The sequence below is a fragment of the Serratia sp. KG1D genome, assembly GCF_037150675.1.
In the GTDB taxonomy this organism is placed as follows: Bacteria; Pseudomonadota; Gammaproteobacteria; order Enterobacterales; family Enterobacteriaceae; genus Serratia; species Serratia nematodiphila.
Window position 1 is genome coordinate 381,732 of the sequence record NZ_JBAGIH010000004.1, and the last position, 15,810, is coordinate 397,541.

13 protein-coding genes are annotated in these 15,810 nt (G+C 61.4%); 10 read left to right on the forward strand and 3 right to left on the reverse strand.

All coding sequences use genetic code 11. The features are described 5' to 3' along the window. The first annotated feature begins 10 nt into the window (after window positions 1-10). The 6 genes from WFM45_RS19920 (at window position 11) to kefC (ending at window position 9,790) form a co-directional block, all read left to right on the forward strand. The gene (locus WFM45_RS19920) at window positions 11-1,270 is read left to right on the forward strand and encodes a glycosyltransferase (RefSeq protein ID WP_213929263.1); all 1,260 of its coding nucleotides are present in this window, start codon (window positions 11-13) and stop codon (window positions 1,268-1,270) included. Window positions 1,271-1,533: 263 nt separating this feature from the next. Further along, window positions 1,534-2,355 carry a 4-hydroxy-tetrahydrodipicolinate reductase gene (gene dapB / locus WFM45_RS19925; RefSeq protein WP_121976304.1) on the forward strand — a complete coding sequence of 274 codons (822 nt, stop codon included), beginning with the start codon at window positions 1,534-1,536 and terminating at the stop codon, window positions 2,353-2,355. A gap of 470 nt (window positions 2,356-2,825) precedes the next feature. Further along, the gene (gene carA, locus WFM45_RS19930; protein ID WP_004932920.1) at window positions 2,826-3,974 is read left to right on the forward strand and encodes a glutamine-hydrolyzing carbamoyl-phosphate synthase small subunit; all 1,149 of its coding nucleotides are present in this window, start codon (window positions 2,826-2,828) and stop codon (window positions 3,972-3,974) included. Window positions 3,975-3,990: 16 nt separating this feature from the next. Next, the gene (gene carB / locus WFM45_RS19935; RefSeq protein ID WP_033631765.1) at window positions 3,991-7,215 is read left to right on the forward strand and encodes a carbamoyl-phosphate synthase large subunit; all 3,225 of its coding nucleotides are present in this window, start codon (window positions 3,991-3,993) and stop codon (window positions 7,213-7,215) included. 171 nt (window positions 7,216-7,386) lie between these two features. Next, entirely contained in the window at window positions 7,387-7,944 is a 558-nt protein-coding gene (kefF, locus tag WFM45_RS19940; RefSeq protein ID WP_004932911.1) for a glutathione-regulated potassium-efflux system oxidoreductase KefF, read from the forward strand. Next, on the forward strand, window positions 7,937-9,790 hold the full coding sequence (gene kefC / locus WFM45_RS19945) for a glutathione-regulated potassium-efflux system protein KefC (protein ID WP_021505358.1): 1,854 nt from the start codon (window positions 7,937-7,939) through the stop codon (window positions 9,788-9,790). The genes kefF and kefC overlap by 8 nt, the downstream gene beginning before the upstream one ends. A 35-nt stretch (window positions 9,791-9,825) precedes the next feature. Here kefC and WFM45_RS19950 read toward each other — a convergent pair whose 3' ends face one another. Then, on the reverse strand, window positions 9,826-10,440 hold the full coding sequence (locus WFM45_RS19950) for a LysE family translocator (RefSeq protein WP_336957006.1): 615 nt from the start codon (window positions 10,438-10,440) through the stop codon (window positions 9,826-9,828). Between the two features lie 128 nt (window positions 10,441-10,568). On the opposite strand from WFM45_RS19950, the gene WFM45_RS19955 reads away from it, so the two are divergent. From WFM45_RS19955 to WFM45_RS19970, 4 genes are all read left to right on the forward strand, one after another. Further along, a complete protein-coding gene (locus tag WFM45_RS19955; protein WP_082997246.1) occupies window positions 10,569-11,369 on the forward strand; it encodes a threonine/serine ThrE exporter family protein in 801 nt (266 codons plus the stop codon). Further along, a complete protein-coding gene (locus WFM45_RS19960) occupies window positions 11,366-11,830 on the forward strand; it encodes a threonine/serine exporter (protein WP_015376621.1) in 465 nt (154 codons plus the stop codon). Before WFM45_RS19955 ends, WFM45_RS19960 begins: the two co-directional genes overlap by 4 nt. A gap of 143 nt (window positions 11,831-11,973) precedes the next feature. Then, window positions 11,974-12,456, forward strand: a complete 483-nt coding sequence (folA, locus tag WFM45_RS19965; protein ID WP_004932893.1) for a type 3 dihydrofolate reductase — start codon at window positions 11,974-11,976, stop codon at window positions 12,454-12,456. A 180-nt stretch (window positions 12,457-12,636) separates the two neighbouring features. Further along, complete coding sequence (locus WFM45_RS19970; RefSeq protein ID WP_088381233.1) at window positions 12,637-14,526, forward strand: PhoX family protein; 1,890 nt, start codon at window positions 12,637-12,639, stop codon at window positions 14,524-14,526. A 48-nt stretch (window positions 14,527-14,574) separates the two neighbouring features. Here the strand turns inward: WFM45_RS19970 and apaH are convergent, their stop codons facing one another. Next, window positions 14,575-15,426, reverse strand: a complete 852-nt coding sequence (apaH, locus tag WFM45_RS19975) for a bis(5'-nucleosyl)-tetraphosphatase (symmetrical) ApaH (protein WP_015376623.1) — start codon at window positions 15,424-15,426, stop codon at window positions 14,575-14,577. Between the two features lie 2 nt (window positions 15,427-15,428). Further along, a complete protein-coding gene (apaG, locus tag WFM45_RS19980) occupies window positions 15,429-15,806 on the reverse strand; it encodes a Co2+/Mg2+ efflux protein ApaG (protein WP_015376624.1) in 378 nt (125 codons plus the stop codon). Between the last annotated feature and the right edge of the window lie 4 nt (window positions 15,807-15,810).

The following is a 15,810-nucleotide window of genomic DNA, read 5'->3' on the forward strand; positions in this document are numbered from 1 at the left end:
AAGGATATTGATGGCGGCGGTCGCCACTCCGGGGCACGTTTACCCGATGTTGGCCATCGCTCGCCACCTGATTGCCCAAGGGCATCAGGTGCGGGTGATGACCGGCGCGCTGTTCCGCGAACGCGCCGAGGCGGTGGGCGCGAGCTTCGTGCCGTTCGACGCGCAGGTGGACTTCGATTACCGTCACCTGGAGCAGCACTTCCCCGAGCGCGCCGCGCTGCCGCCGGGCAATGCACAGATGGCGCTGGCGCTGAAAGATTTCTTCGCCGCGCCGATCCCGCTGTTGGATCGTCAGCTGCGTGCGGCCATCGCCGCCGAAAAGACCGATCTGCTGATGGTGGAGAACTGCTTCTACGGCGTGTTGCCGCTGCTGCAGTCCGCCGAACGGCCGCCGGTCTTCGGTATCGGGGTCACGCCGCTGTCGTATTCCTCGCGCGACGCCATTTTCTATGGCCCGCGCATCCCGCCGGCGCTGCTGCCGCAGGCGCTGACCCGTGAGCAGCTGGTGGATGAAGAAACGCGCGTGCTGCTCGATGAGGTGCAGCAGAGCTTCGATGTGGCGCTGGTGCAGGCGGGGGGACGGGCGCTGGATCGCCCGTTCACCGATGCGTTGATCGGCGGCTGCGAGCGTTTCCTGCAGTTGGCCACCACGGCGCTGGAATATGAGCGCGACGACCTGCCGAGCGGCGTGCGCTTCGTCGGGCCGCTGCGCAGCGGTGGTCAACCGGCCGCGGAAGAGGCGCTGTGGGAGGAGGACGATCGTCGGCCGTTGGTGATCGTGTCTCAGGGCACGCTGGCCAATGTCGATCTGCATCAGCTGATCGTGCCGACGCTGCAGGCGCTGGCGCATCTGCCGGTGCGGGTGTTGGCCACCACCGGCGGGCGGGCGACCGAAGGGCTGATGGACGCGCTGCCGGCCAATGCCAGAGTGCGGGAGTTTATCTCCTTCGAACGCTGGTTGCCGGAGACGGCGCTGCTGATCACTAACGGCGGTTACGGCTCGATCAACTATGCGCTGAACAGCGGCGTGCCGCTGATCGTCGCCGGCACCGGCGAAGACAAACTGGAGGCGGCCGCGCGCGTGGTCGCCGCCGGCTGCGGCATCAGCCTGCACACCAGCACGCCAAGCCCTGAACAGATCCTGGCGGCGGCGACGCGCATTCTGCAGCAGCCGATCTATCGCCAGCGCGCGGCACTGGTGCGTGAGGACTATGCCCGCCACGATGCGCTGACGGCGATCGCCAACGAAGTGGCCGCCATTACCGCCTGACCTCGCTGTGATCCTTTCTCCAGGCGCCGTTTTCGGCGCCTTTTTTCTGCATTTTTTTGCCATGGAAACTGCATGATTATGTACAATCGTCGCAGGCCGCCAAATCGGTTGAATGTTAATCTCACGACAGCGCCGCTGATGAAAACGGGGGAATATCATAATTTTCTAATTATGAAATGAATCCTCTGGCGGCGCTGCAGCGGGGCAGTTACCCTGAATCGATAGCCTAATGGGATAGGCGTCAAATCAAGAAGAGAGCAAGCATGAGTGATTCACAAATCCGCATTGCGATTGCGGGCGCCGGCGGCCGGATGGGCCGCCAGTTGATCCAGGCGGTGCAGCAGGCGGAAGGCGTGGTGTTGGGCGCGGCGCTGTCGCGCCCGGGTTCAAGCCTGATCGGCGTCGACGCCGGCGAGCTGGCGGGCATTGGCGCGCTGGGCGTTAAGGTAAGCGACAGCCTGGAGAAAGTGGCGAGCGAGTTCGACATTTTGATCGACTTCACCCGCCCGGAAAGCACCCGGAACTACCTGGATTTTTGCGTGGCGCACCACAAGGCGATGGTGATTGGCACCACCGGCTTCGATGACGCCGGCAAGCAGGCGATCCGCGCTGCGGCGCAGCATATCGGCATCGTGTTCGCCGCCAACTTCAGCGTCGGCGTCAACCTGGTGCTGAAACTGCTGGAGAAGGCCGCGCAGGTGATGGGCGACTATACCGATATCGAAATCGTCGAGGCGCACCACCGCCACAAAGTGGATGCGCCGTCGGGCACGGCGTTGGCGATGGGTGAAGCGATCGCCGGCGCGCTGGGGCGCGATCTGAAAAGCTGTGCGGTCTATGCGCGCGAAGGCCATACCGGCGAACGCGATCCCCAAAGCATCGGCTTTGCCACCATTCGCGCCGGCGACATCGTCGGCGAGCACACCGCAATGTTCGCCGACATCGGTGAACGGGTGGAAATTACCCATAAGGCTTCCAGCCGCATGACTTTTGCCAGCGGTGCGGTGCGCGCGGCTACCTGGTTACATAACCGGGATAAAGGTTTATTTGATATGCGCGACGTGTTGAATTTGGACCAGTTATAATTGATTTGCATACCATCGTGATGTGGTTGTATTGATCATAATGCTATGATAATCGGGCAATAATTTTATTGTCCTTTTTTTTAACATGATAAATATCATGTTTATTTTATTTCATTGCCAAAGCTGTTATTTGTCTGTATTTACTTTGCTAATCATCTCCTTTTTTTCCACTATCGGCTTTTTCAGCGTCTTTTTTGTCCCATTCCGGCGCTATTTTCCGTCATTCTTCCCCGCAACCGTTTTCCAGCCCCGGTTTTCTGTGTTTTTATCGGCGCTCAAGCCGCATGAGCGCCGAGAACTGCAAAAATAAAACAAAAAACGGCAGTTTGGGTAGACAAGCCAGGCACTCATCATTAAAATGCGCCCAATTTGCCAAAAATTGGCCTCGCGGACGGTTTTTGCATTGATTTAGATCTCGATATCTGAATTAATATGCAAATATTGTGATTGATTATTCCTTGGAGGGTGTTTTGATAAAGTCAGCGCTATTGGTTCTGGAAGACGGAACCCAATTCCACGGTCGGGCCATCGGGGCAGAGGGAACGGCAGTGGGGGAAGTGGTCTTCAATACGTCGATGACCGGTTATCAAGAAATCCTCACTGATCCTTCCTATTCCCGCCAGATCGTTACTCTTACTTATCCTCATATCGGCAATGTCGGCACCAATGCTTCCGACGAAGAATCCTCCGCAGTACACGCCCAAGGCCTCGTCATTCGCGACCTCCCGCTGATCGCCAGCAACTACCGCAACGAAGAAAGCCTGTCCGACTACCTCAAGCGTCACAACATCGTGGCGATCGCCGATATCGATACCCGCAAATTGACCCGCCTGCTGCGCGAGAAGGGCGCCCAGAACGGCTGCATCATCGCCGCCGATTCGCCGGACGCCGCGCTGGCCCTGGCCAAGGCGCAAGGTTTCCCGGGGTTGAAGGGCATGGATCTGGCGAAAGAGGTCACCACCCAAGAGGCCTACAGCTGGCAGCAAGGCAGCTGGACGCTTGAAGGCGACCTGCCCGAAGCCAAAACCGCCGCGGAACTGCCGTTCCACGTGGTGGCTTACGACTACGGCGCCAAGCGCAACATCCTGCGCATGCTGGTGGATCGCGGCTGCCGCCTGACCGTGGTGCCGGCGCAGACCCCGGCCGACGAGGTGCTGAAAATGAATCCGGACGGCATCTTCCTGTCCAACGGCCCGGGCGATCCGGAGCCGTGCGACTACGCCATCACCGCCATCAAACAGTTCCTGGAAACCGACATTCCGGTGTTCGGCATCTGCCTGGGCCACCAGCTGCTGGCGCTGGCCAGCGGGGCGAAAACCATGAAGATGAAGCTCGGCCACCACGGCGGCAACCACCCGGTGAAGGATCTGGACAACAACACCGTGATGATCACCGCGCAGAACCACGGCTTTGCGGTAGATGAGAACAATCTGCCGGCGAACCTGCGCGTGACGCACAAATCGCTGTTCGACCACACGGTGCAGGGCATTCACCGCACCGACAAAGCGGCGTTCAGCTTCCAGGGGCACCCGGAAGCCAGCCCAGGCCCGCACGATGCCGCGCCGCTGTTCGATCACTTTATCGAACTGATTGAGACTTACCGTTCTAACGCCAAATAATCAGGAGCAGTAAAAAATGCCAAAACGTACAGACATAAAAAGCATCCTGATCCTCGGCGCTGGCCCGATCGTTATCGGCCAGGCGTGTGAGTTCGACTACTCGGGTGCCCAGGCGTGTAAAGCGCTGCGCGAAGAGGGTTACCGCGTCATTCTGGTCAACTCCAACCCGGCGACCATCATGACCGACCCAGAAATGGCCGACGCCACCTACATCGAGCCGATCCACTGGGAAGTGGTGCGCAAGATCATCGAAAAAGAGCGCCCGGATGCGGTGCTGCCGACCATGGGCGGCCAGACGGCGCTGAACTGTGCGCTGGAACTGGAGCGTCAGGGCGTGCTGGCCGAGTTCGGCGTTACCATGATCGGCGCCACCGCCGATGCGATTGACAAGGCCGAAGACCGTCGCCGTTTCGACGTGGCGATGAAGAAAATCGGTTTGGATACCGCGCGTTCCGGCATCGCGCACACCATGGAAGAAGCGCTGGCGGTGGCCGCTGACGTCGGTTTCCCGTGCATCATCCGTCCTTCCTTTACCATGGGCGGCACCGGCGGCGGCATCGCCTACAACCGCGAAGAGTTCGAAGAGATCTGCGAACGCGGCCTGGATCTGTCGCCGACCAACGAGCTGCTGATCGATGAATCGCTGATCGGTTGGAAAGAGTACGAGATGGAAGTGGTGCGTGATAAGAACGACAACTGCATCATCGTCTGCTCCATCGAAAACTTCGACGCCATGGGCATCCACACCGGCGACTCGATCACCGTCGCGCCGGCCCAGACCCTGACCGACAAGGAATACCAAATCATGCGCAACGCCTCGATGGCGGTGCTGCGTGAGATCGGCGTCGAAACCGGCGGCTCCAACGTGCAGTTCTCGGTCAACCCGAAAACCGGCCGCCTGATCGTTATCGAAATGAATCCGCGCGTGTCGCGCTCTTCGGCGCTGGCGTCGAAAGCCACCGGCTTCCCGATCGCCAAGATTGCCGCCAAGCTGGCGGTGGGCTACACCCTCGATGAGCTGATGAACGACATCACCGGCGGCCGCACCCCGGCGTCGTTCGAGCCGTCCATCGACTACGTCGTGACCAAGATCCCGCGCTTCAACTTCGAGAAGTTCGCCGGCGCCAACGATCGCCTGACTACCCAGATGAAGTCGGTCGGTGAAGTGATGGCCATCGGCCGCACCCAGCAGGAGTCGCTGCAGAAAGCGCTGCGCGGTCTGGAAGTGGGCGCCACCGGCTTCGATCCGAAAGTGAGCCTGGACGATCCGGAAGCGCTGACCAAAATCCGCCGCGAGCTGAAAGACGCCGGTTCCGACCGCATCTGGTACATCGCCGACGCCTTCCGCGCCGGTTTGTCGGTAGACGGCGTGTTCAACCTGACCAACGTCGACCGTTGGTTCCTGGTGCAGATTGAAGAGCTGGTGCGCCTGGAAGAGCAGGTGGCCGAGGCGGGCATCAACGGCCTGAACAAAGAGTTCCTGCGCACTCTGAAGCGCAAAGGCTTCGCCGATGCGCGTCTGGCCAAGCTGGCCGGCGTCGCCGAGAGCGAAATTCGCAAGCTGCGCCACAGCTACGGTTTGCATCCGGTGTATAAGCGCGTGGATACCTGCGCGGCGGAATTCGCCACCGACACCGCCTATATGTACTCCACCTATGAAGAAGAGTGCGAGTCCAACCCGACCAACGACCGGCCGAAAGTGATGGTGCTGGGCGGCGGGCCGAACCGTATCGGCCAGGGCATCGAGTTTGACTACTGCTGCGTGCACGCTTCGCTGGCGCTGCGTGAAGACGGCTACGAGACCATCATGGTCAACTGTAACCCGGAAACCGTCTCCACCGACTACGACACCTCAGACCGCCTGTACTTTGAGCCGGTAACGCTGGAAGACGTGCTGGAAATCGTGCGCATCGAGAAGCCGAAGGGCGTGATCGTGCAGTATGGCGGCCAGACTCCGCTGAAGCTGGCGCGCGAGCTGGAAGCCGCAGGCGTGCCGGTTATCGGCACCAGTCCGGACGCCATCGACCGCGCCGAAGACCGCGAGCGCTTCCAGCAGGCGGTCAACCGTCTGGGTCTGAAGCAACCGGCCAACGCCACCGTGACCGCCATCGAACAGGCGGTGGAGAAGGCGGCGGCCATCGGCTATCCGCTGGTGGTGCGTCCTTCCTACGTGCTGGGCGGCCGGGCGATGGAAATCGTTTACGACGAAACCGACCTGCGCCGCTACTTCCAGACTGCGGTCAGCGTATCCAACGATGCGCCGGTGCTGCTGGATCGCTTCCTGGACGACGCGGTGGAAGTGGACGTCGATGCCATTTGCGACGGCGAACGCGTGCTGATTGGCGGCATCATGGAGCACATCGAGCAGGCGGGCGTGCACTCCGGCGACTCCGCGTGTTCGCTGCCGGCGTACACCCTGAGCCAGGAAATTCAGGACGTGATGCGTCGCCAGGTGGAAAAACTGGCGTTCGAGCTGCAGGTGCGCGGCTTGATGAACGTGCAGTTCGCGGTGAAAGACAACGAAGTCTACCTGATTGAAGTCAACCCGCGCGCCGCGCGCACCGTGCCGTTCGTGTCCAAAGCGACCGGCGTGCCGCTGGCCAAAGTGGCCGCGCGCGTGATGGCGGGCAAAACGCTGGTCGAGCAGGGCGTGACCGAAGAGATCATCCCGCCGTACTATTCGGTGAAAGAAGTGGTGCTGCCGTTCAACAAATTCCCGGGCGTCGACCCGATTCTGGGGCCGGAAATGCGCTCTACCGGGGAAGTGATGGGCGTGGGCCGCACCTTCGCGGAAGCCTTCTCCAAAGCGATGCTGGGCAGCAACTCGGGCATGAAGAAGCAGGGCCGCGCGCTGCTGTCGGTGCGCGAAGGCGATAAAGCCCGCGTGGTCGATTTGGCCGCCAGCCTGCTGAAGCAGGGCTTCGAGCTGGACGCCACCCACGGCACCGCGGTGGTGCTGGGCGAAGCGGGCATCAACCCGCGCCTGGTCAACAAGGTGCACGAAGGGCGTCCGCACATTCAGGACCGTATCAAGAACGGCGAGTACACCTACATCGTCAACACCACGGCAGGCCGTCAGGCGATTGAGGACTCCAAGCTGATTCGCCGCAGCGCACTGCAGTACAAGGTGCACTACGACACCACGCTGAACGGCGGCTTCGCCACCGCGATGGCGCTGAAAGCGGATCCGACCGAGCAGGTGACGTCGGTACAGGAAATGCACGCGCGCATCGGCAAGTAACCGCGCGATAACGCAACGTAAGGGGCGCTGCAGATGCAGCGCCCTTTTTTATTCAGCGAATTTGTCGGCTGGCGTTAAAAATTTCCGCTATCAATCAGTGGGCAAACTGTCACTCTGTGTGATTGGTATATGCTTGGTGTATTGGCAAGGAACGAAGGAACGACGATAACAATGATTCTGATAATTTATGCTCACCCGTATCCCCGGCATTCGCATGCCAATCACCGCCTGCTGCAGGCGGTGAAGGATCTCCCCGAGGTGGAGGTGCGCTCGCTGTATGAGCTGTACCCCGATTTCAATATCGACATCAACGCCGAGCAGCGGGCGGTGGAGCGCGCCGACCTGGTGGTGCTGCAACATCCGATGCAGTGGTACAGCTTCCCGCCGTTGTTGAAGCTGTGGATCGACAAAGTGCTGGAGCACGGCTGGGCCTACGGCCACGACGGCAATGCGCTGGTGGGTAAAGACTGCCTGTGGGCGGTGACCAGCGGCGGCGACGAGCACCACTTCGAGCTGGGCGACTTCCCCAACTTCGCCGCGCTGGCGCAGCCGCTACAGGCCACGGCGATCTATTGCGGCATGACCTGGCTGCCTTATTTCGCCGTGCACAATACCTTTACCTGCAACGAGCCGGCGCTGCTCGCCGCCGGCGAAGCCTACCGCCAGCGGCTGGTCGACTACCTGATGGAACATGCCGAAGCGGAAACCCGGGAGGCCAGCCATGGATAATCACCACATGATGATCGAAGGGCTGATCTACCTCGGCTCCGCGGCGCTGTTTGTGCCGATCGCGGTGCGCCTGGGACTGGGCTCGGTGCTCGGTTACCTGATCGCCGGCTGCATCATTGGCCCCTGGGGGCTGAAGCTGGTGTCGGACGCCGAATCGATCCTGACCTTCGCCGAGATCGGCGTGGTGCTGATGCTGTTTATCATCGGCCTGGAGCTGGATCCTAAACGGCTGTGGACGCTGCGTGCCTCGGTGTTCGGCGGCGGCAGCATTCAGATGGTGGGCTGCGGCCTGGCGCTGAGCGCCTTCTGTTACTTCCTTGGCCTTAACTGGAAGGTGGCGTTGCTGATTGGCCTGACGCTGGCGCTCTCATCCACCGCCATCGCCATGCAGGCGATGAGTGAACGCAATCTGACGCCGTCGCCGATCGGCCGCAGCGCGTTTGCGGTGCTGCTGTTCCAGGATATCGCGGCGATCCCGCTGGTGGCGATGATCCCGCTGCTGGCCAGCAGCGGCGCCACCACCACGCTGGGCGCTTTCATGCTGTCGGCGGCCAAGGTGGTGGGCGCGTTGACGATGGTGGTGTTGCTCGGCCGCTACGTCACCCGTCCGCTGCTGCACTTCGTCGCCCGTTCGGGCATGCGCGAAGTGTTCAGCGCCGTGGCGTTGTTCCTGGTGTTCGGCTTCGGCATCCTGCTGGAGATGGCCGGGCTGTCGATGGCGATGGGGGCGTTCCTCGCCGGGGTGCTGTTGGCGAGCTCGGAATACCGCCACGCGCTGGAGAGCGATATTCAGCCGTTCAAGGGATTGCTGCTGGGGCTGTTCTTCATCGGCGTCGGCATGTCGATCGACTTCGGCACGCTGTTCCATCATCCGTTGCTGATCGCCTCGTTGCTGCTGGGCTTTATGTTGATCAAGGCGGCGTTGCTGTGGCTGATTGGGCCGCTGCTCGGCGTGCCGAAGCGCCAGCGCGGCCTGTTCGCCATTCTGCTGGGGCAGGGCAGTGAGTTCGCCTTCGTGATTTTCAGCGCCGCACAGCTGGCCGGCGTCTTGCCGGTTGAATGGGCCAAGTCGCTGACGCTGGCGGTGGCGCTGTCGATGGCGGCCACCCCGTTGCTGTTGGTGATCGCCGCGCAGCTGGAGAAAAATGCGCCGAAAGAGGATCGCCCGGCTGACGTCATTGATGATGAGAATGCCAGCGTGATCATCGCCGGCTTCGGCCGTTTCGGCCAGATCGCCGGTCGTTTACTGTTGGCCAACGGCGTGCACACCGTGGTACTGGATCACGATCCGGACCATATCGAAACGCTGCGTAAATTCGATACCAAGGTGTTCTACGGCGACGCCACGCGCGCCGATCTGCTGGAGGCCGCCGGCGCCGCTCACGCCAAGGTGCTGATCAACGCCATCGACGACGTGGAGGACAGCCTGGCGTTAACCGAGCTGGCCAGGCAGCACTTCCCGCATCTTAAGGTGGTGGCGCGGGCGCGCGACGTCGATCACTGGTATCAGTTGCGGCAGCTGGGGGTGGAAAAACCGGAGCGCGAAACCTTCGAAAGCTCGCTGCGCGTCGGCCGTGAAACGCTGGAGCTGCTGGGGCTGGACGCCTATGAGGCGCGCGAGAAAGCGGACACGTTCCGTCGCTATAACCTGAAGATGCTGGAAGATACGCTGGATAATTACCAGGATACTGAATTCCGTATCGCCAGCCTGCAGCGGGCCAAGGAGATGCTCAGCGCGGCCATCGAGCAGGATCAGAATCGGCTGGCGCGGGTGCAGCAAACCGGCTGGCGCGGCAGTATCGACGGCAAGGCGCCGGAGGATGAAGTGGTGGAAGCCAAAGGATAAGGGGAGGGGCGCCGTGATGGCGCCCCTTTTTTTGCTTAGCTCAGCGCCACCTTGATGCCTAAGGCGATCAACATGCCGCCCAGCAATTTGTCGACGATCTTCTGCGACTTTTCCAGCCCGCGGCGCACCGGCCCGCTCTGGATCAAAAATACCAGCAGCGGCCACCAGATGACCGACAGGCCGAGAATAATCCCCGCGTACCACAGCTTGTCACCCAGACCGGAATCGATCTGTAGCACCTGGGTGAAGACCGCCAGGAAGAACAGGGTGGCTTTCGGATTCAGCAGGTTGCACAGGTAGCCTTGCGCAAAGGCGCTCTTCAGGCTGACCTGCTGCTGCGGCAGATTGCTGACGTTCATTTTGCCGCCGCCGCGCGACAGCAGCGCCTGGATGCCGATCCACACCAGATAGACTGCCCCGGCGTATTTCAGCAGGTTGAACAGCCACGGCGTGGTGGTGATCACCACCGCCAGCCCGGCGACGCAATAGGACATGTGGGTGGCGACGCCGCAGATCACGCCGAAGGCGGTCATCATGGCGGCCAGCCGCGGGTAGCGGGCGGCGTTTTTGATCACCAGGAAAAAATCCGGGCCGGGGGAAAGCATGCCGAGGGCGGCAATGCCGGCGACGAACAACGAAGTTTCAAGCATGGGAGACGTCTCGCGCAAAAGGCAGCAATCTGGCGATAATAACGCCGCTTCCTCTGATGCGCATCAACCCAATGAGGTATTGTTAGACTCTATGATAATAATTCATCTACCGCCCGCGACGGAGCACCATGCAGCAGACTACCGCCACAGACAGACCGGAACCGCACCGGCAACAGCGTGAAATCACCCGACTGTGCATTCAATGTGCGTTGCTGCTGTTGCAGCACGGCGCCGAGAGCACGGTGGTGGAACAGTTATCAACTCGCCTGGGACTGGCGCTGGGCATGGACAGCGTGGAAAGTTCGATCTCCGCCAATGCGGTGGTATTGACCACTCTTAGCCACGGCGCCTGTCTGACCACCACCCGCAAGAACGTCGATCGCGGCATCAATATGCAGGTGGTGACCGAAGTGCAGCATATCGTGATCCTCGCCGAGCATCGCCTGGCGGATGCGCACGACGTGGCGCGCCGCTTTGAAAGGATCCGGCCGCTGCGCTACCCGCGCTGGCTGGTGGTATTGATGGTGGGGCTGTCCTGCGGGTGCTTCAGCATGCTCAACGGCGGTGGCGGCGACGCCTTCCTGGTGACCTTTATCGCCAGCGGCGCCGCGATGCTGGTGCGCCAGATCCTCACCGCCCGCCAGATGAATCCGCTGATCAATTTCTGCCTGACGGCATTTGTCGCGACGTCGATCTCCGGATTGCTGCTGCGCCTGCCGGCGTTTAAAGACACCTCGAGCGTGGCGATGGCCGCCAGCGTGCTGCTGCTGGTGCCGGGCTTCCCGCTGATCAACGCGGTGGCCGACATGTTCAAGGGGCATGTGAATACCGGGCTGGCGCGCTGGGCGATGGCCAGCCTGCTGACGCTGGCGACCTGTATCGGCGTGGTGATGGCGATGTCGCTGTGGGATCTGCGGGGGTGGTCATGAATCTGCTGTGGGCCTTGTTGCAGGAAATGCTGTTGGCGGCGGTGCCGGCGCTGGGCTTCGCCATGGTGTTTAACGTGCCGCTGCGCGCGCTGCGCTATTGCGCATTGCTCGGGGCTATCGGGCGCGGCTCGCGCATGCTGATGATGCATGCCGGCATGAACATCGAGTGGGCCTCGCTGCTGGCGGCGATCCTGATCGGCATCATCGGCATCTACTGGTCGCGCTGGCTGCTGGCGCATCCGAAGGTGTTCACCGTGGCGGCGGTGATCCCGATGTTCCCCGGCATTTCCGCCTATACCGCGATGATAACTGTGGTGGAGATCTCGCATCTGGGCTACAGCGAGGCCCTGATGGAGACCATGATCACCAACTTCCTTAAGGCCAGTTTTATCGTCGGTGCCTTGTCGATCGGCCTGTCGTTACCGGGCCTGTGGCTGTACCGCAAACGCCCCGGCGTGTGAAATTTCCCGGCGGAAGAACGTTGGTTATTAGATATGCTGATAAGAGCTATCTTATATATTCATCTTGCTTGATTAGCCTATCGACGGCACTCAGGCCTTTACGTATAGTGTCACCAATTTTGCTGCCTACACAGGGTTAAACAATGATTATCAGCCTGATCGCTGCCTTGGCGGCGGATCGCGTTATTGGCATGGAAAACGCCATGCCGTGGCACCTGCCGGCGGACCTTGCGTGGTTTAAACGCAACACGTTGAATAAGCCGGTTATTATGGGCCGCAAGACCTTCGAGTCCATCGGCCGCCCGCTGCCGGGCCGCCACAATATCGTTTTGAGCAGCCGCCCGGGCAGCGAAGCCGGGGTGACCTGGGTAACCTCGTTGGATGAGGCGCTGGCCGCCGCGGGCGAGGTGGAAGAAGTGATGGTGATCGGCGGTGGGCGCATCTATACCCAGTTGCTGCCGCGCGCCGACCGTCTGTACCTGACGCACATCGACGCCGAAGTCGGCGGCGATACCCACTTCCCGGATTACGAGCCGGACGAGTGGGAAACCACGTTCAGCGAGTTCCACGACGCCGACAATCTGAACTCGCACAGCTACTGTTTCGAAATCCTGCAGCGCCGCTGATCTCAGCGCGTTAGCCAGTTATCCCCGGGGGCGCAAGCAATTGCGCCCCCGGTCTTTTTACGCCGGTCATTCGTAACCTTTCCGTCACATTACCTGATTAGTATGAAGCCCAACTCCGAGCGCCACGGCAACTCTGGTGAATCTTGACCGCGGCGCCATAACTAAAAAGGTAACCACGTTATGACCAAGCAAATTGAGCAATTAGACGCCGACCGCCTGATCGATCCCACTCGCCGCAAGCTGTTGCTCGGCAGCGCCGGCGCCGTCGGCCTGGCCGGCTTTCTCGGCGGTGGCATCTGGTCGGTCTCCGCCGAGGCGTTGGCCGAGGATCTGCCACCGAACAGGCTGCTGGGCTTTCAGGGCATCGCCGCATCTATCGCCGACGAGGTGACCATCGCGCCGGGCTACCGCGCGGAGGTGCTGATCTCCTGGGGCGAGCCGCTGGTGGACGGCGCGCCGGCCTTCGATCCGCAGGGCAACAACAGCGCCGCCGATCAGGAAAAACAGTTTGGCGACAACAATGACGGCATGAGCTTCTTCCCTATTGATGACAATCACGGCGTGATGGCCATCAATAACGAATACGTCAACGAACAGTATCTGTTCGCCCACGGCGGCGCCAAAGCCACCAGCCTGGAAGAGGTGCGCAAATCGCAGGCGGCGCACGGCGTCTCCATTGTGGCGGTCAAGCGGGTTGGCGACGGCCAGCGCTGGGAGGTGGAGCGCCCGTCGCGCTATAACCGCCGCATCACCGCCAACAGCGAAATGCAGTTCAGCGGCCCGGCCGCCGGGCACTCGCTGCTGCAGACCGCCGCCGATCCGAGTGGCCGCAAGGTGTTGGGCACCTTCGGCAACTGCGCCAACGGCAAGACGCCGTGGGGCACCTATCTGACCTGCGAGGAAAACTTCGATACCTATTTCGGCACCCGTCAGGCCGATTATCGCACCACGCCGGAACAGAAGCGCTACACGCTGAAGGCCAGCGAACCGGAGCGCAACTGGCCGGACTATGATGAGCGCTTCGATGTGGCGAAGAACCCTAACGAATTCAACCGCCACGGCTGGATTGTCGAGATCGATCCGTTGAATCCGACCTCGACGCCCATCAAGCACACTGCGCTCGGCCGTTTCAAACATGAAAACGCGGCGGTGACCGTGGCCAAAGACGGCCGTCTGGTGGTGTATATGGGCGACGACGAGCGCGGCGAACATATCTATAAGTACGTCTCCAAAGGCGTGGTCGACGCCGCCAATCCGGCCAACAATCGCACGCTGTTGGACGAGGGGACGCTATACGTGGCGCAGTTCGACGGCGATGAAGCCGGCACACCGCTGAAGGGCAAAGGGCGCTGGATTGCGCTTGAGTTCGGCAAGAACGGCCTGACGCCGGAGAACGGTTTCCGCGATGAGGCCGAAGTGCTGATCTTCGCCCGCAAGGCGGCGCAGCAGGTCGGCGCCACCAAAATGGATCGCCCGGAGTGGATCGCGGTGAACCCGCATGACGGCCGCGCGTACTGCACGCTGACCAACAACAGCAAGCGCGGCGAGGAAGGGATGCCGTTGAACGCTGCCAACCCGCGACCGAACAATATCTACGGCCAAATCATTCGCTGGGACGAGGGCGGCGACGCCACCGCCGACGTCTTCGCCTGGGACATCTATGCGCTGTGCGGCAACCCGATCGCCCACCCCGAAGGCGTCAACCGCGGCACGCCGAACATCACGGCGGAAAACACCTTCAACAGCCCGGACGGGCTGGGCTTCGATCGCGCCGGCCGCCTGTGGATCCTCACCGACGGCAAGTACAGCAACAAGGGCGATTATGTCGGGCAGGGCAACAACCAGATGCTGGTGGGCGATCCGGTCAGCGGCGAGATCCGCCGTTTCATGGTGGGGCCGAAGTCCTGCGAACTGACCGGCATCACCTTCACCCCGGACTACAAGACGATGTTCGTCAACGTACAGCATCCCGGAGAAGAGGGCGATTCGCACTTCCCGAACAACAGCCCGCGCCCGCGTTCATCGGTATTGATGATCACGCGTGAAGATGGCGGGGTGATTGGGGCGTAAGGCGATAATATAGAAAACAAAGGCGGCCACGGGGCCGCCTTTGTATTTTCAAGATGCGGCCAGTCTGCCGGCGTGGTCAGACGCCTCGCCGCGATTGGCGGGCTGCGTGAAGTAACGACGGTCTTCCCAGCGCAGCATCGTCAAGTCGCCGCCCCAGCAGCAGCCGGTATCCAGCCCGATCACGCCTTCCGGCGTGCCCTTGCCTTCGAGCGAGGCCCAGTGGCCGAAGATGATGGTGTATTCCGGATCCACCAGGCGCGGCAGTTCGAACCACGGCTTCAGCGGCGCCGGCGCGCTGCCCGGCGCATCTTTGCAGATCATGTCGAGCTGGCCGTTGGGGAAGCAGTAGCGCATGCGCGTGAACGCATTGGTGCTGAAACGCAGGCGCGCCAGGCCGCTCAGCTCCGGCGCCCAGTTGTTCGGCATGTCGCCGTACATGGCATCGAGGAACAGCGGATAGCTGTCGCTGCTCAATACCGCTTCCACTTCGCGCGCGCACATTTTCGCGGTGTCGATATCCCACTGCGGGGTGATGCCGGCGTGCGCCATCACCAGCTTTTGCTCATCATCCACCTGCAGCACCGGTTGGCGGCGCAGCCAGTTGATCAACTCGTCGGCGTCAGGCGCCTCCAGCAGCGGGGTGATGCGATCTTTGGGTTTGTTGCGGCTGATGCCGGCGTAGACCGCCAGCAGGTGCAGATCGTGGTTGCCCAGCACCATGCGCACCGCCGGACCGAGCGAACGCACGTAGCGCAGCACGTCCAGCGAGGCGGGGCCGCGCGCCACCAGATCGCCGGTCAGCCACAGTTGATCGCGCTCGGGATCGAACGCAACCTGAGCCAGCAGCGACTTCAGTTCATCGAAACAGCCGTGAACGTCGCCGATAAGGTATGTCGACATAATTAATGGATCAGCGTTGGAATGGCTAAGCGGAACACGGGAATAGCGGTGCGGAACGGCTGACCCTGATGGTCAACCATTTCGTAATGGCCTTCCATGGTGCCCAGCGGCGTTTCCAGAATGGCGCCGCTGGTGTACTGAAACTCTCCACCGGGCGGAATGACGGGCTGTTCGCCGATCACGCCTTCGCCCTGGACTTCGGTTTGGCGGCCGTTGCTGTTGGTGATCAGCCAGTAACGGCCCAGCAGTTGCACGTTGGTCCGCCCCAGATTGCGGATGGTGATGGTATAGGCGAAGACGTAACGCTCTTCTTCAGGGATCGACTGTGATTCCACATAGATGCTCTGAACCTGAATACACACGCGGGGCGAATCAATCATGACG